Genomic DNA, 16,350 nt, shown 5'->3' with positions numbered 1-16,350 from the left:
CCCTCTGTCACTGCGTGACATCTCCCCCGCAAGGGGGGAGATGGGGTTCGACGCTGGCGCTTGCGCCTGGAGCGTCAGCGGCGCTCAGAAGAACGCCTGGATGCCGGTCTGCGCCCGGCCGAGGATCAGCGCGTGGACGTCGTGGGTGCCCTCGTAGGTGTTGACGGTCTCGAGGTTCTGGGCGTGGCGCATGACGTGGTATTCGGCCTGGATGCCGTTGCCGCCGTGCATGTCGCGGGCGGCGCGCGCGACGTCGAGCGCCTTGCCGCAATTGTTGCGCTTGACGAGCGAGATCATCTCCGGGGCGAACCGGCCCTCGTCCATCAGCCGGCCGACGCGCAAGCTACCCTGCAGCCCAAGCGCGATCTCGGTCTGCATGTCGGCCAATTTCTTCTGGAACAGTTGCGTGCCGGCGAGCGGCTTGCCGAACTGGTGCCGGTCGAGGCCATACTGCCGCGCCCGGTGCCAGCAGTCTTCCGCCGCCCCCATCACGCCCCAGGAAATGCCGTAGCGCGCCCGGTTGAGGCAGCCGAACGGACCCTTCAGGCCGGAGACGTTCGGCAACAGCGCCTCTTCGCCGACCTCGACATTGTCCATGACGATCTCGCCGGTGATCGAGGCGCGAAGCGAAAGCTTGCCGCCGATCTTGGGCGCCGAGAGGCCCTTCATGCCCTTTTCCAGCACGAAACCGCGGATTTCGTTGCCGTGCGATTCGGACTTCGCCCAGACCACGAAGACATCGGCGATCGGCGCGTTGGAGATCCACATCTTCGAGCCGGTGAGCACATAGCCGCCCTCGGTCTTCCTGGCGCGGGTCTTCATGCCGCCGGGATCGGATCCGGCGTCCGGCTCGGTCAGGCCGAAGCAGCCGATCCATTCGCCGCTGGCGAGCTTGGGCAGATATTTCATCCGCTGCTCCTCGCTGCCATAGGCCTGGATCGGGTACATGACCAGCGACGACTGCACGCTCATCATCGAGCGGTAGCCCGAATCGACCCGCTCGACCTCGCGCGCCACCAGGCCATAGGAAACGTAACCCGCTTCCGCGCCGCCGTAGATTTCCGGCACCGTGACGCCGAGCAGGCCCGCCGCGCCCATTTCCGCGAAGATCTCGGGATCCGTGGTCTCGTTGAGATAGGCGTCCGTCACCCGCGGCGCGAGCTTGTCGGCGGCGAAGGCCGCAGCAGCATCCGCGATCATCCGTTCCTCGTCGCTCAACTGATCGGCGATCAGGAACGGGTCGTCCCACTGGAACGGCGATTTCGCGGATTTGATCGATACGGCTGGCGACACGGACATCTCAAAAACTCCATATTTTTTCCAGATCGGGCGGTGTCCGCCCCTGATCGCGGCACATTACAGGCTCGCATCCTTTTTAACAGGGATTTTCCGAGATACTATAGGCTTAAAATATTTTTCCGCGGGAGACGCCGACCGGGCCGGCCGTCACGGAACCGCCGGCGGCTCCATGATCTCCCACAGCGCGATCAGCTCCCGCCCGGCGCCCGTGGTAAGCGGCGCGACCAGCCGCGCCAGCGACACCGTGCGGCCGCCCTGCATCCACGAGGTGGTCTCGAAATAGTCGGGGATGGCGCTCTCGAGCGTCTCCTGGAAGGCGGCGAGGACGCGCTTGACGCTCAGCGGCGGCACCGAGCCTTCCACCGGGGCGTCCTTGACGGGCGGGCCGAACGGCCAGCTCTGGGTGTGGACGAAGTCGCGCCAGATCAGCGTCTGACCGTCGACGCCGATGCGGGCCAGCAAGGGAAAGTCGGCGCCGAGTTCGGCGACGTCGAAATGGGAGGCATCGGGCAAGGCGCCGGCGCCCTTCTCGATCCACAGGTCGTGGAATCTGCGAATCCTCTGCGGCGCGTTGGCCGGCAATTCAAAAGCTGACGGGTTTGTCTGACCGTTCATGCGGAAAACATACTCATATCCGTGCATTCACAAATCCTAGCATAGCTTTGATCTCGACAGCGTCGCCGCTTCAGCGTTTACTTGTCGCGCCGAACTCTTAACCCTGGACGCCATATTCATGAAGCCGACACTGGCTGATCAGTTCGAAGTGGCCGCCGGTCTGGCCTCCGGCATCAGCCGCTACGCGGCGAGCATCGGCCTGGAGTCCGACCCGATCGCCCATGCCTGCGGCCTGGATCCGGCGCGGTTCAACCTGATCGGCGAACGCGTCAGCCTGGACCGGGTGTGCCGCTACATGGAGGCCCTGGCGCTGATCTCCGGCGACGACACGTTTGGCCTGAAATCGGTCGCCGGATTCGAGCGCGGCGCGTCGGGTCCCTTCGGCTACGCCATGATGAACGCGCCCACCTTGCGCGACTGCCTGGTGTTCATGGGCCGCAATCTCAGCAAGATCAGCGAGACCAGCATCTGCACCCTGGAATTCGGTCCGCGCGCGGCGCATTTCGAATGGACCTACTCTCCGCTGATCCTGCACCGCGCCCAGTTCGTCGATCTCGGCACCGCCCAGACCTTCAATCACCTGCGCAACATCCTGGGCGACGACGTCCGCCAGATCCGCATCGAGCTGGAGCGCAAGAAACCGATAAATACAATTTTACACAAACAGTTACTAACTCCGAACGTGAGCTTTGGCGCACCCGTCAACGCACTCATCCTGCCGACCGAATTGCTCGGCCGGACCAATGCCTCGGCCGACGTGCGGCTGTTTGCGATGATGTCGCAGCAGATGGAGGCGATCGCCCCGCGCCGCATCGACGCCAATGACCCGGTGGCCGCCGTCCGGCTTCACGTGGCCGAGAACCTGGCGAGCGACACGCTGACGCTTGCCCATGAAGCCGAGCGGCTCGGGCTCAGCCCGCGCACGCTGCAGCGCCGGCTGACGGAGGCCGGGACCAGCATGCAGGCCATCGTCGACGAGTGCCGCAAGGAGATGGCCGGGCGGCTGTTGCTGGAGACCGGCCTGACCCTCTCGAGCATCGGCTACAAGCTCGGCTTTTCCGCGCCCGCGGCCTTCACCCGCTCGGCGATCCGCTGGTACGGCATGACGCCGAGCGAGTTCCGGCAAAAGCACCGCAAGGCCGCCTGACCCGCGCCGGCACGAAGCGCACCCCGCCCCGCCGCCTTGCGCGCCGGACGGCCCGCCCATCAATTTTGGCGCGCCGCGTGAAGGCATTGCGACGCCGGACAGGGCATAAGCTCGCCAACATATCAATCGCTAGCGGTGATGCATCGCGGTGGACTGACGTCCGCCGCGATTTGCGGTTCGGTCGCCCCCGACGGCATCCCGCACGGAAAGGACACCATGATGGATCTGGGAAACGAGCAGGGCTCCCTGCCCCTGACGCGCACCGAGATGAAGTGCCTTCGCAAATGCGCTGAAGGCCGCACCGACGCGGAAATCGGCGCGGAACTCGAACTGACGGCTGCCGAAGTCGCCTCCGTGCTCTCGGTGGTGATGCTGAAGCTGCGCGTGCCAAACCGGATGGCCGGTCTGGCCAAGGCCAACAGGCTTGGCTACCTTAAGCCGGGCCAGGACTGACCCCAACGGAAAATCGCTGCCCACCTGCCTTAGGGGGCGGGACCGGGTCCGAGGCGCGGTTTTCCCAGGACATCAGCCGGAGCCAGGCGGGGCTCCGGCTGATGTCCACACTTCTTCCCCGCAGGCTTCGCCCGAAAGGGCCTAGAGCCAGGCGTCGTAGTCGGACACCAGCAGATGCCGGGGCTTTTCGTCCTCGATGATCGTCGAGAAGCGGCCGATCGGCTCGCGGAACACATTGTCGGTGAGATCGTCATTGACGGTCGACACCTCGCCGATCAGCACATCGCCGCCCTCCCCCCAGAAGGCATGCCAGACGCCGGGCATCAGCGTCACGCTTTCGCCCGGATCGAGCCTGAGCCGGCCGCCGGCATCGAGCCTGCGCCTCACCCCGTCGGTGAGAACCTCCACCGGAGCCGCCGGGTCGATCGACCCGTCCTCGCGCGAAGCGAACAGTTCCAGCACCAGCGTGGCCCCGCCGCGGTTGATGATGTCCTCGGCCTTGATATTGTGCCGGTGCATCGGCGAGAGCTGCCGGTCGCGCGAGATCATGATCTTTTCCGCGTAGAGCATGCCCCGGCCCTGGGCCAGGTCCGCGGCCGATCCGTTGCGCACGGTGAACAGGAACAGGCCGAGTTCCTCGAACTTGCCCTGGCCGTAATCGGTGATGTCCCAGCCCAGCCGGTTGGCGCGGATGTCGCCCGCGTCCGTTCCGGTGCGGATCCGCATCTCCTCGGGGCTCCAATAGGCGAAAGGCGGCATGACATAGCCGAATGAGCGGATGAAACGGTCGCTTTCCGAGAGTATTTCGTTGATCTGGCTGCGTTCCATGCTGTCCTCCGCGGCGCCTGCCGGGTTTCAAATCGATTATATGAAGAACTAGAACCTTGCCCGGCGCATTGCAATTGCGCAGTCTATACTTTCCGTTTATGCGCTAGAGCCGTTCGTTACAGAAGCAACCAACAGGAAGTGACCGCCGAGAATGACATCGCCCATGAGACCGCATGCCGATGTTGCGGAGAACGAGCCGTTGGCGCTCGAGGGATTTCTGCCCTACCGGCTGGCGCGTGCGGCGGAAAATGTCAGCCGGCAGTTCGCGGCCCTCTACCGCAAGCGCCACGGCATGACCCGGCCGGAATGGCGCACGCTGGCGACGATCGGCCAGTTCAACCGGATCACGGCCACCGAGATCGGCCTGCATTCCTCCATGCACAAGACCAAGGTGAGCCGCGCCATCAAGACGCTGGAGGACCGCGGCTGGGTCACCCGCCAGGTCGACGAATCCGATCGCCGCGTCGAGCATCTCGAACTCACCCGCGACGGCCGCAGCCATTACATGGAGCTGGTCCAGCTCGCCCGCCGCTACGAGGCCAAGCTCATCGCCACGCTGGGCCAGGCCAATGCCGAGCAGCTCTCGGCCGGGATCAGCGCCATCGAGGCGCGGCTTGGGGAGTGAGGGGCTGGGTGGACGGCGGGCTTTGGCCAGGATGAGTGGGATGGGGGCGTCCGCGGTCTGACTGATTGCAAAACGCAAAAGAGTAAAGCAGCGGTATAATATCACTAAACTGGAAGTCCTGCCGGTTACATTCTCGAACTAGATGGGGAAGAGATCGTCATCTAGATTCACCGCTTCATCCAGCTTGTGAACCAAAGCCTCAGTCAGCTTTAAAACAGATTTCACGTAAGCAGGCGTGAAGTTTTCCAAGGGATTTCCGTCCTTATCGCGCCCATTGCGATGAACGACGTGATGTCGAAGTTCGACCGCCTTGTTTAGAGCCGCAACCTCTTTTTTTTCAAGCAGATTAAAGAAATCAATATCCAACGCAGCACGATAGAGAGCATTCACTCTGGGGAGATTATGAAAGCTGATATCGCGTAAGTGCGTAGTTATGGTCTCGATAACTAGATTAGGTTCTTCAAGAACCTCTGCCAGAGTGAACTTCATTGTAAGTACGTCTTTGTCATGCTTCACGAGGCGCAACTGGGCTTCCTTTCGCTCAGAAACAGCATTGAGAAGCGTGTCGCTCAAAAATGCTTCAAGACCGCTGATTAGCGACGCGAACAGCATTCGATTGATAAGGGCACCTCCGTATTCGTCGCCGTGATTCTTGAGCCAAACGTGGACCTCGGAGCGGAGACCCGCGAAAACTGACCAAGGGTCGGAAGGAATTTCCGGTTCTGGCCAAACGCTTTCCTCAAGTGAATAAAATGCGTCATCCGCTGACACCCTTAGGTTGGGATGGTCGTCGAATTTAATGTGGACGTTTCCGGCGCTGTTGAAGACATACGCGGGAAACTCCTCGTCGCATTCGGTGCATGTGACGTTGATTTGACCCTCGGAATTCAGATCACTGGAACTCTCTGCTGCCGACCAATCCGGCTCTGGGATTTCGACAGGACCAGACGATATTTTGTCACAGGTAGGACATTGAAATGATACGTGCGACTGAAAAGCTTGCATTCAGTTGTTGCTCTATTTAACACCGTTTGAGCGTGTCGCGCACCGAGAGCACTGTCAATAACTAAGCTTCTTTAACTTGGGGGTTTAAACGCCTTCCTGCTGATATTCGGAGTCAACCTTCGCCAGGGCTGCTCTGATTAGCGCGACCTCTTTGGGTTCTACCGCTACTGAAAATCCAGCTCGTTATCCGGACAGTCAATCGTTGTGATGGAGTCTTCTTCCGCGGTGAAGCGTGGGGGAACGACGTAGCTGTTGAGTTACGTCCAAAATGGTGCGCAAACCCCCATCAACCCCAAAATACCCTCAAGCCTCTCCCCAAGCATCCCCACCCCACTCCCCGTCGCAACCGAGTACTCCCAACCCCCGCCGTTCCTGTCAAAACTCAATGAACAGTTCTGGCAAATTGACGTAATCAAGAAAATTATGGAATGCTTAAATAAGACGGCGCGTGGATGGTGTCTGCAACCGATTCGGTGGGGGCCTTGCATGGGGTTTCGGGGATATATGGACGATATGCTTATGCCTTCTCCGGCGGATGAAAAGAACATCGGGGTCCGGGACCTGTTTCAGACGATCTTTCTGGAGCGGCACATCAAGAGATCCTTGACCGTCTGCGAAATTACCATCGAGGCCGGAAGCCGGCCGGGGGCCAGGGTTCTCTGCGAGACTTACAAGTCGGACGAGACGCGTGAGGGAAACTGGGTCGAGTTCCCGTCCGTCGACGCCGCGGTGGTCGAGGCCGGGCGGCTGGCGCACAACAAGATGCGCAACGGCTTTCACTATCGCCTGGCCAGCGTCGATGCGGGCTTCCGCGACGCCGCCACCGCTGCGACCGCCTGAGGCCGTCCGGCCCGTTGCCGGCAGCACCGAAGCGACGATGACCCGGTGACGGGCCGGCATCGCGGGCTGCAGCCCGTCACCCCTCCCCGCCCCGAGGTCCGTCGTGCCCGCCCGTGCCGATCCGCGCAAAGCCCTGGGCGCCGAAAAACGCGCGTTGGGCTCGGATCAGCCTGGCGGTGAAGCGCGCGCGGCGGCAGCTGCCGTCTCGCTCCATGCCTAACGCTCATGCCTAACGCTCCATCGCGCCCTTGCCGGCGATGATCCTGTCGCGGAATTTGGCGATCCGGTTAAGGCGGGTCTGCGCTGTCTTGGCGGAGCCCAGCGCGATCACGTAGCTTCTCTGGCGGCCGGGGGTGAGCGCGTGGAAGGCCTCGGCCAGGTCGGGATCGGCGTCGAGCGCCTCGACCAGTTCGTCGGGCAGGTCGAACCCGCCCTCCTCCTTCGGCGGCTTCAGACCCTGCTCCGCATAGGCCATGGCTTCTGCGAGATAGGCGCGGATGTTGGCTTCCCTCTCGTCCACCTGCTCGTTGCTCCTGAAACGGATCATGTCGGGGTGTTTCGTGTTCTCCCCCTGCCGCTCGAGCACGCCGTCTGGATCCTTCATCAGGGCCGCGTTGAAGAAGCTCAGGCGGAAATCGCCGCGCAGGGCACCGATGATGGCGATGTTGCGCCCGGCATGGGTGTAGCACGGGTGCGCCCACTTGACGGTTTCCTCGAGCTTCATGGCGCGGCAGATGCGGCGCAGCGCGGCTAGCCCCGCGGTCCATTGCCTGACCGAGCAATCCGGCGTGTCGAAGCGGGCGCAGCGACCGCAGCCTCGGGTGAAGAAATCCTCGACGTCGGTGATCATCATCGGCACATGCCCTCGCACGATCCGCGACCGCCGGTTCACCCGGTGACCGGGCAGGCCCTGCGGCTTACCCCTGCCCGCCCCATGGTCCATGATGCTCGCCATCGGCGTCAAGCCGCGCAAAGCCGTGGGCGCCGAAGAAATCCCGCTGCGCCTGGATGAGATTCGCTGTGCCGCGGGCGCGGCGGTAGGTGTCGAAATAGGCAAGCGCGCTCGACAGCGCCGGAACCGGCAGGCCGTTCAGCGCCGCTTCCGAGACGATCCGGCGCAGGCCGGCGTCGGTGTCCAGGATCATTTTCGAGAACGCCGGGGCCAGCGTCAGGTTGGGCACGTCGGGATCGGTGCCGAAGGCGGTGGCGATCTCGCCCAGGAAGCGCGAGCGGATGATGCAGCCGGCGCGCCAGATCCGCGCGATCGTCTGCATCGGCAGGTTCCAGCCGAACTCCCGCGACGCGGCCGCCATCACCGCGAAGCCCTGCGCGTAGGCGGCGATCTTGCCGGCGAGCAGCGCGCTTTCGAGATCGGCGATCACCTCCTGGCCGTTGCGGCGGCCCTGCTGCGCGGGCAGTCCGAAGGCCTTTTCGGCCCGCGCCCGCTCGGCCCGCATCGCCGACAGCGACCGCGCCGCCACCGCCGCCTCGATCGCGGTGGCCGGCACGCCCATCATCTGGCTTTCGATCGCCGACCAGCGGCCGGTGCCCTTCTGGCCGGCGGCGTCGACGATGATGTCGACGATCGGCCGGCCGGTGGCGGCGTCGTGGACCTTGAGCACTTCGGCGGTGATGTCGATCAGGTAGGAATCGAGCGGCCCGGTCGACCAGGCCGAGAACACCGCCGCGATCGTCGGCGCGTCCATCATCAGGTGGTCGCGCATCACGCCATAGACTTCGGCGATCATCTGCATGTCGGCATATTCGATGCCGTTGTGGATGGTCTTGACGAAGTGGCCGGCGCCGTTCTCGCCGAGCCAGGCGGCGCAGGGCTCGCCCCGGTACTTGGCCGAAATCGCGGTGAGCACCGGCTCGACCCGCTTCCAGGCGGTTTCCGCGCCGCCGACCATGATCGACGGTCCGTGCCGCGCGCCTTCCTCGCCGCCCGACACGCCCATGCCGATGAAGGTGAGGCCCGAGCCCTCGAGTGCCTCGAAGCGGCGCATCGTGTCGCGGAAATTGGCGTTGCCGGCGTCGATGATGATGTCGTTTGCCTGCATCAGCGGCGTGAGTGCGGCGATCTGCTCGTCCACCGCCTCGCCGGCCTTGACCATGATGATCACCGGACGCGGCGGCCGGATCGCGGCGACGAAGTCCTCGAGCGTGGCGCAGGCGGTGATCCGCTCCGACAGCGCGCCGGCGGAGGCGGCGAAGGCCTCTGTGCGCGACGTGGTCCGGTTGTAGACGGCGACGTGGTAGCCGTTGTCTGCGATGTTGAGCGCCAGGTTCGCGCCCATGACGCCAAGCCCGATGACGCCGATTTCCGCTTCAGCCATGCGTAATGCCCCCTTCGCCGGTTTCCCGCCCGAAGTTGTGGCGCAAGCGGCGGCATGCGGCAAGCCTCTCGGCGGGCTCACGGGCGGGTGGAGCGAGCTATCCCCGGCTTTCGGGCGCGTCGGGCCTTGTCCCGGAGGGCGTGGCGGACCGGCGGGACGCCGGATCAGTCCTGTTTCGGCCTGTCGTCGTCATCGTCGAGAATCCGCCAGGCGGCGCCCTCGAGATCCTCGTACTGGCCGCTCTTCATCGACCACAGGAATGCGCCGAGGCCCAGGGCGCCCAGAAACAGCGCGATCGGAATGAGGAAGATGAGGTTGTTCATACCCGCGCCCCGAGCTCCGGGGCGGCCGCGGCGCGCGACACCGGTTCCGGCGCCGCCGGCCGGGCGAAGCCCTCGACCCTTGTCTTGCGCCTCAGCCTCAGCGAATTGAGCACCACCAGGATCGACGAGGACGACATCGCCAAGGCCGCGATCAGCGGCGTGGCGTGACCGAGCACCGCGGCCGGAACGGCGATGCAGTTGTAGGCCACGGCGAGCGCGAAATTCTGCCGGATCAGGCTGCCCGCCTTGCGCGAGACCTCGATCGCCAGCGGCACCGCCTCGAGCGAATCGTGCAGGAACACGAAATCGGCGGCCATCCGCCCGACATCGGCCGCACTCGCCGGCGCCATCGAGACATGCGCCGCCGACAGCGCCGGGGCGTCGTTCAATCCGTCGCCGACCATCAGCGGCTTGTGGCCCTCCGCGGTCAGCGCCTTGATCCGGTCGACCTTGCCGCGCGGCCTGACGCCGGCGACATAGGCGCTGACGCCGAGCTCGCCTGCGAGCGCCCTGACCGGCGCCTCGCGGTCGCCCGACAGGATCTCGGCGTCGACGCCGAGCGCCTTGAGCCGCGCCACCGCCTGGGCGGCGCCGCGGCGCACCTGGTCGGAAAACAGGAAGATGTCGAGGAACGCGCCGTTCTTCGACAGGATCACCTGGCTCGCATCCGCGGCCCGCTCGACGCCAGCGTCGCGCGCGTCGAGCGCGAAGACGGCGCGGCCGAGACGGTAGACATCGCCGTCGTCGGTGATCGCCTCCACCCCGTCGCCGGGGGTCTCGGTGATGTGCAACCCGGGCAGCCCATCGCCGGCCGCGTCGAACGCGGCGAGCGCCTGGCTCAGCGGATGCCGCGAGGCCCGCGCGATCCGCGCCGCGAGCGCAAGATGCTCCGGCGCGACCGACGCGGCATTGATCAGCAGCGGCTTGCCGCGCGTCAGCGTGCCGGTCTTGTCGAACACCACATGGTCGGCCTGGGCCAGCCGCTCCATGGCCGAGCCGTCCTTGACCATGATGCCGTTCTCGAACAGCCGTCCCGCCGCCACCACCTGCACCACCGGCACCGCCAGCCCCAGGGCGCAGGGACAGGTAATGATCAGCACCGCCACCGCGGTCAGCATCGCCATGCGCCAGTCGCCCGACACCATCATCCAGCCGATGAAGGTGCCGAGCGCCAGAAGATGCACCGCCGGCGCATAGATCGCCGAGGCCCGGTCGGCGATCCGCCGGTAGCCGGCGCGGCCGCTTTCGGCCGCCTCCATCATCGCCACCATTTCAGCGAGGAACGACTCCCTGGCCCTGCGGGTGGCCTCGAGCACCAGCGATCCGGTGAGATTGAGCGTGCCCGCGGGCGTGAGCGACCCGGCTTCCACCAGTTGCGGCGCGCTCTCGCCATTGACCACGGCGAAATCCATGTCCGACCGGCCCGACACGACCCTTGCGTCGACCGGGACCCGGTCGCCCGGCGCGATCGCGAGCCGCATGCCCGGCTCGATCTCGTCGAGCGCCAGGTATTCGCGCGCGCCAGTGTCGCGGATCACCATCGCGCCGCGCGGCGACAGCCGCACCAGGTTGCGCACCGCCGAGCGGGCCTTCTCGCGCATCATGTGATCGAGCGTGCGGCCGGCGAGCAGGAAGAACAAAAGCGTCACCGAGGCGTCGAAATAGGCGTGCGCGCCATGGGTGATGGTCTCGTAGAGAGAGATCGCATAGGCGAGGCCAACGCCAAGCGAGATCGGCACGTCCATGTTGGTGCGGCCATGCCGCAGCGCGCCCCAGGCCGAGGCGAAGAACACCCGTCCCGAATAGATCAGCGCGGGTGCTGCGATCAGCGCCGAGATCCAGTGGAACAGGTCGCGCGTCGCCGCTTCCGCCCCGGACCAGACCGAGACCGACAGCAGCATCACGTTCATCGAGGCGAAGCCCGCCACCGCCAGCGCCTTGAGCAATTCGCGCATCGCCGGATCGGCGGTCTCGTCGGCGCCGCCGGGCAGATGCGCCGGATAGCCGAGCGCCTTGAGCTTCTCGCCCAGCGCCGTCAGCACCGTTTCGGGATGGTAGCCTGCCTTGGCCGCGTCATCGGCGCCGGCGTCGCGCGCGCCGAACACCACCGACACGCGGCGGGTGGAGAGATTGACGCGGGCATGGTCGACGCCCCTGATCGAAGGCAGTTCCTTTTCCAGAAGCGCGATGCAGGCGCCGCAATGGACGCCGGGGACGATCAGGTCGACCTGGCGCAGGCCGTCGCCGAGCGGCCGGCTCGACAGCCACATTTCCTCGGCCGACGGACCTTCCGTCTTCAGCGCCTCGAGTTCCGCAGCGCTTTCGGTTCCCGCCGCACAACAGCTCACGGCCGCATGCTCCCGTCGGCCTGAACATGGAACCGCCGCCCGCGTTTGTAGAGCGTCTGGCCGTCACGGATGGCGGTCACGGTGGCGATCCACTCGCCCTCCGCCAGTTCGCCCGCGGCGCGGTAGATGCCGTCGCTGCCGCGCTCCAGCACCATTTCCCGGTCCTGGTGCTCGCCCACCGGGCGGCGCAACTCGGCGATCATGCTGTCGGCGAGCGCCGGCCTACCGGCGGAATCGACGAAATCGATCGCCAAGCCGTCGACGCCCGGCATAAGCTTCATGCGGTAGCCCAGGGCCGCCACGGCGCGCGATTCCGCAGCCTTGGCGTTGAATTCCTGGCTCGCCACATAGGTGTTGGGCACCACCAGCCCGCTCCAGGTGGTGATGGCGTAGCGCGCCATCACCAGATTGACGGTGATGATGACGCCGAAGAACGCCACCATGGTGAACAGCATGTGCTTGCCGGTGAATTCCTTGGGCTGGAATATCGAGCGGATCATCTGCATCACTTGGTCCCCGGCGCATGGAAGTTGGCGGTGTAGCTGTCCCGTTCGAAGCTGGACTTGTCCTCGGCGACGAAGCGGAACGTCACGGTCTCCGACGACACGAATTCCTTGGGCTGCTGCACATTGACGCGGAGCTCGCGCAGGCGGTCGGGATCGACGGGGATGGCGAAGGACACGCCGGCCGGCTGGTCGATGCCCGGGATCCGCATCGTCGCTCCCGGCAGGCCCTCGATCGACAGGAAGATCACCCGTTTTTCCGGAATCATGTTGAGGATCTTGACCGAATAGCCGTTGCGGATGTCGCCGTTGGATTCGAGCACGAATTGCGGGTTGCGGTCATGCAGCACGTTGACCTCGAGCCGGTCGCGCGACAGCAGCGCGAAGACGAGCCCCAGGCCCACCGCCGACCACACGCCCATGTAGAGCAAGGAGCGGGCGCGGAAGATGATGCGCCAGTTGAAATGCTTGACCGCATCGACGAAGCCGCCGCTCTCGGTGCGCACGCGCCGCGGGTCGAGCGCGCCGGTCTGCGGATCGGTGGCAAGCGCCATGTTGTCGGCGTAATCGGCCAAAGTCGCGTAGGAGATCAGCCCGCGCGGCCGGTCGAGCTTGTCCATGATCGCGTCGCAGGCGTCGATGCACAGCGCGCAGGTGATGCATTCGAGCTGCTGGCCGTCCCTTATGTCGATGCCCATCGGGCAGACGGCGACGCAGGCGTTGCAGTCGACGCAATCGCCCTGCACCAGGCCGAGCGCCGCGGCCTTCTTGGCGTGGCGTCCGCGCGGTTCGCCGCGCCAGTCATTGTAGGTCACCACCAGCGAGTTCTCATCGAGCATGGCGGCCTGGATGCGCGGCCAGGGGCACATGTAGATGCACACCTGCTCGCGCATCAGCCCGCCGAACGTGTAGGTCGTCGCCGTCAGGATCGCCACGGTGATATAGGCGACCGCCGCCGCGTTGCCGGTCACGAAATTGACGAGGAGCGTCGGCGCGTCGGCAAAATAGAAGATCCAGGCGCCGCCGGTGGCGACCCCGATCAGGATCCAGATCGAGTGCTTGAGCACCCGCTTGGCGATCTTGGAAGCGCTCCAGGGCGCCTCCTCGAGCTTCATGCGCTGGTTGCGGTCGCCCTCGATCGCGCGCTCGACGACCAGGAACAGGTCGACCCAGACCGTCTGCGGACAGGTGTAGCCGCACCACGCCCGGCCGACGGCCGAGGTGATCAGGAAAAGCCCGAACCCGGCCATCACCAGAAGGCCGGCGACGAAGAAGAACTCCTGCGGCCAGATCTCGATGAAGAAGAAATAGAACCGGCGGTTGGCCACGTCGAGCAGGACCGCCTGGTCCGGCGCATAGGGCCCGCGGTCCCAGCGCAGCCAGGGCGTGATGTAGTAGATGCCGAGCGTGACCAGCATGACCAGCCACTTGAACCGGCGGTAGGTCCCCTCTGCGCGTTTGGGGAAGATCTTCTTGCGCGCTTCGTAGAGCGGCTTGCGCTTCCAGGCAGCATTGACCGATTCGGCTTCAAGCCGTTCGATCTGATCGAGCTCGTCCGAGGCGTCGAGGGGCGTTTGCGTGTTCATCATCGGGCACCATTGATTTGGACCGCACCATGCCTTTGCCACCCTGCCCACGCCTTGATCAAGATCAAGCGGCCAAAGCTACATCGCCGGTGCAGCATTAGGTCGCAGGCGGTTTGCGCGAGCGCTGCGGCGCGCCTGGCCGGAAGCCCCGCCGCGGCTCAGGCGATCAGGCCGGTGCGCTCGGCGAACCACCAGGCGGCCATGCAAGCGATCGCCAGCGACAGCGGGATGGTGACGCGGGCGCGGTACCAGCGCCGATCCGAGAACCAGGCGCCGAACAGCGCGTAGCAGGCGGCGACCACCGTCAACTGGCCGATCTCGACGCCGACATTGAAGCCGATAAGACCGCTCACGAAATGCGCCGGCGACAGGCCGAATTCGGTCAGCACCCCGGCGAACCCGAGCCCGTGCAGCAGGCCGAAGCCAAACACCACGAAGGGCCGCCAGGGGCTCAACCGGCTGGTCGCGATGTTCTCGACCGCGATGAAGATGATCGAGGCGGCGATCAGCGGCTCGACGATGCTCGCGGGCAGGGAGATCCATCCCAGCATGGCGAGCGCCAGCGTCACCGAATGGGCGAGCGTGAAGGCGGTGATCTGGATCAGCAGCGGCTTGAGCCGCGGCGACAGCAGGAACAGCCCGACCACGAACAGGATGTGGTCGAGCCCCTTGGGCACGATATGGGTGAAGCCGATGCCGATATAGTCGACGAACACCTGGGCGGCGCTGACGCTGAGGCCGCCTTCCACCGGGATGGGCGCGCTCGGGCTGCCGTCGTCGAGATAGACCGAATAGCTGTAGGCGCCGTCCTTGTCTGGCACCCGGATGACGCTCGGGCCGAAGGCCGGATCGAAGGAATAGGACACTTCGCCCGCGCCCGGCGGCAGCGCGCCGGCGAGCGTGATGCGGCTCAGCCGGGCCACATCCGTGTCGCCGATTGGCTCGAGGTCGACCCCGACGATCTCGAGCGGAATGCTCGCCTCGCCCGCCACCAGTCGCACGCCCTCGAGAAAGCGGGCGGTGGAACGGTCGAATTCCGCCGCCAGCGCGGCCTCGTCGAGACGCCGCAGCTCGTCGTAGCGCCCCGCATTGGGGCTGTCGTCGGTGTCGGCGTGCTCGACGCCGATCTCGGCCAGCGCCGCCTCCAGGATCAGCGACATCTCGAGCCGGACCGCGCCGTCGCCGGGAAAGGTGAGATCAACGATCGCCGGCCGGATCTCGTGGGCGCGGACGACCGAACCCGCCGCCGCGAACAGGCAGAGGGCGATGAGCAGGCTCGCGGCCGCACGGGCGGCGGCTTGGAGCGTCGAAGGGAAACGGAGCGGCATGATCGGGACCCGGGGCTGGAGAGCGGTCAACGGCCGTCTTGGCTGTGGAGTGTCTATTTGGATCAGCACCGGCTCCCCGTCCAGTGCCTGACCCGGTTTCGGATCGTTTTCCGGGTCCGGGGCAGTGGATTGCCGGCCGCGCTAGGCCGCGGCGGCGCCCAGCCGCCGGCGCCAGAACGGCGCGTCCGGCCAGCGCCGCTCCATACCGTAATAGGTGGCGTGATGGGCCTGATAGGCCTGCCAGATTCGTCCGGCCCGCGCCGCATGCGCGTGCATCGCGCTCCCGTCGCCGTCAAGCAGGGCGAGCGCCGCCTCGCCCGCCTCGATGCCGGTGACCAGCGCATTGAACAGGCCCTGCGACGACAACGGGTCGAGGGCGATGGCGCTGTCGCCGGCGGCGAGCCAGCCCTGCCCCGCGGCGCTGCCCGCCGCACTGTTGGCGGCGCAGGCTTGCGGCGCTTGCATCTCCCCGGCATCGGGCGCACCGACCATCTCCGCGAGACCCTCGATCCGCCGCGCCGCCGCCACCGGCCCGTCGCGCAGCAGGGCGCGCCACTCCGGCTGGTCGTTGTCGCCGTGAAAGGCGACGAGGCGAAAGCCGTCGGGCAGCATCGCCGTGTACCACCAGCCATCCGGCGCGGCCTGGGTGTAGGTCGAGGGATCGGCTGAGCCTTGCGGACGGACACGCTGATGCACGCAGACCAGCCGGTCCATCACCGCCCGGCGCTGGCCGAAGCGGCCGAGAAGCCGCGAGCGCCGGCCGCTGGCGTCGATGACAAGCGGCGCTGAGATGCGTGCGCCGTTGTCGAGCCCGATCTCCCATTGCCCGTCCGTGCGGGTGAGCGAGATCACGCTTGCCGGCGCGATCAGGATTGCGCCGCGGGCTTCGGCGTCCGCGCGCAGATCGGCCTCGAAGCGGGCGCGGTCAAGCCGCCAGCCGGCGCCGTCGGGATCGCGGAAGGCGTCGAGCGCCACGGCCTCGTCCGAGCCCCAGCGGCTGATTTTCACGGGCGCAGCACCATGGCCAGCCGCTTCGAAACGCGGCCAGGCGCCGATGGCCGTGAGCGCCCGCCGCGCAGCCCCCGGCAGGGTTTCGCCGATGCGCCACCCGGGC

At 65.9% G+C, this 16,350-nt stretch carries 16 protein-coding genes; 4 read left to right on the top strand and 12 right to left on the bottom strand.

What is annotated here, in order from left to right; genetic code table 11:
- Window positions 1–84 precede the first annotated feature (84 nt).
- Both LL06_RS21120 and LL06_RS21115 read right to left on the bottom strand, forming a co-directional pair.
- On the bottom strand, window positions 85–1,299 hold the full coding sequence (locus tag LL06_RS21120) for an acyl-CoA dehydrogenase (RefSeq protein ID WP_152599716.1): 1,215 nt from the start codon (window positions 1,297–1,299) through the stop codon (window positions 85–87).
- 147 nt (window positions 1,300–1,446) lie between these two features.
- Entirely contained in the window at window positions 1,447–1,941 is a 495-nt protein-coding gene (locus LL06_RS21115; RefSeq protein ID WP_210165726.1) for a hypothetical protein, read from the bottom strand.
- A 91-nt stretch (window positions 1,942–2,032) separates the two neighbouring features.
- Between LL06_RS21115 and LL06_RS21110 the strand changes: the two genes are divergently transcribed.
- On the top strand, window positions 2,033–3,061 hold the full coding sequence (locus LL06_RS21110) for an AraC family transcriptional regulator (RefSeq protein ID WP_035531490.1): 1,029 nt from the start codon (window positions 2,033–2,035) through the stop codon (window positions 3,059–3,061).
- A gap of 216 nt (window positions 3,062–3,277) precedes the next feature.
- Window positions 3,278–3,514: a LuxR C-terminal-related transcriptional regulator gene (locus tag LL06_RS21105; protein ID WP_035531488.1), complete on the top strand. Its 237-nt coding sequence runs from the start codon at window positions 3,278–3,280 to the stop codon at window positions 3,512–3,514.
- A 141-nt stretch (window positions 3,515–3,655) separates the two neighbouring features.
- On the opposite strand, the gene LL06_RS21100 is transcribed toward LL06_RS21105, so the two are convergent.
- Complete coding sequence (locus LL06_RS21100) at window positions 3,656–4,342, bottom strand: D-lyxose/D-mannose family sugar isomerase (RefSeq protein ID WP_035531486.1); 687 nt, start codon at window positions 4,340–4,342, stop codon at window positions 3,656–3,658.
- 163 nt (window positions 4,343–4,505) lie between these two features.
- Between LL06_RS21100 and LL06_RS21095 the strand changes: the two genes are divergently transcribed.
- Window positions 4,506–4,967, top strand: coding sequence for a MarR family transcriptional regulator (locus LL06_RS21095; RefSeq protein WP_035531476.1), 462 nt, complete (start codon window positions 4,506–4,508; stop codon window positions 4,965–4,967).
- A gap of 138 nt (window positions 4,968–5,105) precedes the next feature.
- Here the strand turns inward: LL06_RS21095 and LL06_RS27465 are convergent, their stop codons facing one another.
- Window positions 5,106–5,972: a hypothetical protein gene (locus LL06_RS27465; protein ID WP_152599713.1), complete on the bottom strand. Its 867-nt coding sequence runs from the start codon at window positions 5,970–5,972 to the stop codon at window positions 5,106–5,108.
- 603 nt (window positions 5,973–6,575) lie between these two features.
- On the opposite strand from LL06_RS27465, the gene LL06_RS21085 reads away from it, so the two are divergent.
- Entirely contained in the window at window positions 6,576–6,812 is a 237-nt protein-coding gene (locus LL06_RS21085; protein ID WP_152599712.1) for a hypothetical protein, read from the top strand.
- A gap of 229 nt (window positions 6,813–7,041) precedes the next feature.
- On the opposite strand, the gene LL06_RS21080 is transcribed toward LL06_RS21085, so the two are convergent.
- The 8 genes from LL06_RS21080 to LL06_RS21045 form a co-directional block, all read right to left on the bottom strand.
- Window positions 7,042–7,755, bottom strand: a complete 714-nt coding sequence (locus tag LL06_RS21080) for a YdeI/OmpD-associated family protein (protein WP_345775691.1) — start codon at window positions 7,753–7,755, stop codon at window positions 7,042–7,044.
- A complete protein-coding gene (gndA, locus tag LL06_RS21075) occupies window positions 7,730–9,148 on the bottom strand; it encodes an NADP-dependent phosphogluconate dehydrogenase (RefSeq protein WP_035531470.1) in 1,419 nt (472 codons plus the stop codon). Before gndA ends, LL06_RS21080 begins: the two co-directional genes overlap by 26 nt.
- Window positions 9,149–9,312: 164 nt before the next feature.
- Window positions 9,313–9,471, bottom strand: coding sequence for a cbb3-type cytochrome oxidase assembly protein CcoS (gene ccoS, locus LL06_RS21070; RefSeq protein WP_035531467.1), 159 nt, complete (start codon window positions 9,469–9,471; stop codon window positions 9,313–9,315).
- A complete protein-coding gene (locus tag LL06_RS21065) occupies window positions 9,468–11,819 on the bottom strand; it encodes a heavy metal translocating P-type ATPase (RefSeq protein WP_052161794.1) in 2,352 nt (783 codons plus the stop codon). The genes ccoS and LL06_RS21065 overlap by 4 nt, the downstream gene beginning before the upstream one ends.
- Window positions 11,816–12,325, bottom strand: coding sequence for a FixH family protein (locus LL06_RS21060; protein ID WP_052161793.1), 510 nt, complete (start codon window positions 12,323–12,325; stop codon window positions 11,816–11,818). Before LL06_RS21060 ends, LL06_RS21065 begins: the two co-directional genes overlap by 4 nt.
- Window positions 12,325–13,908: a cytochrome c oxidase accessory protein CcoG gene (gene ccoG, locus LL06_RS21055; protein ID WP_052161797.1), complete on the bottom strand. Its 1,584-nt coding sequence runs from the start codon at window positions 13,906–13,908 to the stop codon at window positions 12,325–12,327. Before ccoG ends, LL06_RS21060 begins: the two co-directional genes overlap by 1 nt.
- Before the next feature lie 158 nt (window positions 13,909–14,066).
- Window positions 14,067–15,236, bottom strand: a complete 1,170-nt coding sequence (locus LL06_RS21050; protein ID WP_201772368.1) for a HupE/UreJ family protein — start codon at window positions 15,234–15,236, stop codon at window positions 14,067–14,069.
- 141 nt (window positions 15,237–15,377) lie between these two features.
- On the bottom strand, window positions 15,378–16,350 hold a 973-nt coding region (locus LL06_RS21045; protein WP_035531464.1), incomplete at its 5' end, for a tryptophan 7-halogenase.

Source organism: Hoeflea sp. BAL378, from assembly GCF_000759435.1.
Lineage (GTDB): Bacteria > Pseudomonadota > Alphaproteobacteria > Rhizobiales > Rhizobiaceae > Hoeflea.
The sequence above is the reverse complement of the archived record's forward strand: the minus strand, read 5'-3'. Positions and strand labels throughout refer to the sequence as shown.

Excerpts from the sequence above, each read along its gene's own strand:
- LL06_RS21060 (WP_052161793.1), bottom strand. The coding sequence starts at position 12,325 with ATGCAGATGATCCGCTCGATATTCCAGCCCAAGGAATTCACCGGCAAG.
- LL06_RS21100 (WP_035531486.1), bottom strand. The coding sequence starts at position 4,342 with ATGGAACGCAGCCAGATCAACGAAATACTCTCGGAAAGCGACCGTTTC.
- ccoG (WP_052161797.1), bottom strand. The coding sequence starts at position 13,908 with ATGAACACGCAAACGCCCCTCGACGCCTCGGACGAGCTCGATCAGATC.
- ccoS (WP_035531467.1), bottom strand. The coding sequence starts at position 9,471 with ATGAACAACCTCATCTTCCTCATTCCGATCGCGCTGTTTCTGGGCGCC.
- LL06_RS21105 (WP_035531488.1), top strand. The coding sequence starts at position 3,278 with ATGATGGATCTGGGAAACGAGCAGGGCTCCCTGCCCCTGACGCGCACC.
- LL06_RS21120 (WP_152599716.1), bottom strand. The coding sequence starts at position 1,299 with ATGTCCGTGTCGCCAGCCGTATCGATCAAATCCGCGAAATCGCCGTTC.
- LL06_RS21080 (WP_345775691.1), bottom strand. The coding sequence starts at position 7,755 with ATGGACCATGGGGCGGGCAGGGGTAAGCCGCAGGGCCTGCCCGGTCAC.
- gndA (WP_035531470.1), bottom strand. The coding sequence starts at position 9,148 with ATGGCTGAAGCGGAAATCGGCGTCATCGGGCTTGGCGTCATGGGCGCG.
- LL06_RS21050 (WP_201772368.1), bottom strand. The coding sequence starts at position 15,236 with ATGCCGCTCCGTTTCCCTTCGACGCTCCAAGCCGCCGCCCGTGCGGCC.
- LL06_RS21115 (WP_210165726.1), bottom strand. The coding sequence starts at position 1,941 with ATGCACGGATATGAGTATGTTTTCCGCATGAACGGTCAGACAAACCCG.
- LL06_RS21110 (WP_035531490.1), top strand. The coding sequence starts at position 2,033 with ATGAAGCCGACACTGGCTGATCAGTTCGAAGTGGCCGCCGGTCTGGCC.
- LL06_RS27465 (WP_152599713.1), bottom strand. The coding sequence starts at position 5,972 with ATGCAAGCTTTTCAGTCGCACGTATCATTTCAATGTCCTACCTGTGAC.
- LL06_RS21095 (WP_035531476.1), top strand. The coding sequence starts at position 4,506 with ATGAGACCGCATGCCGATGTTGCGGAGAACGAGCCGTTGGCGCTCGAG.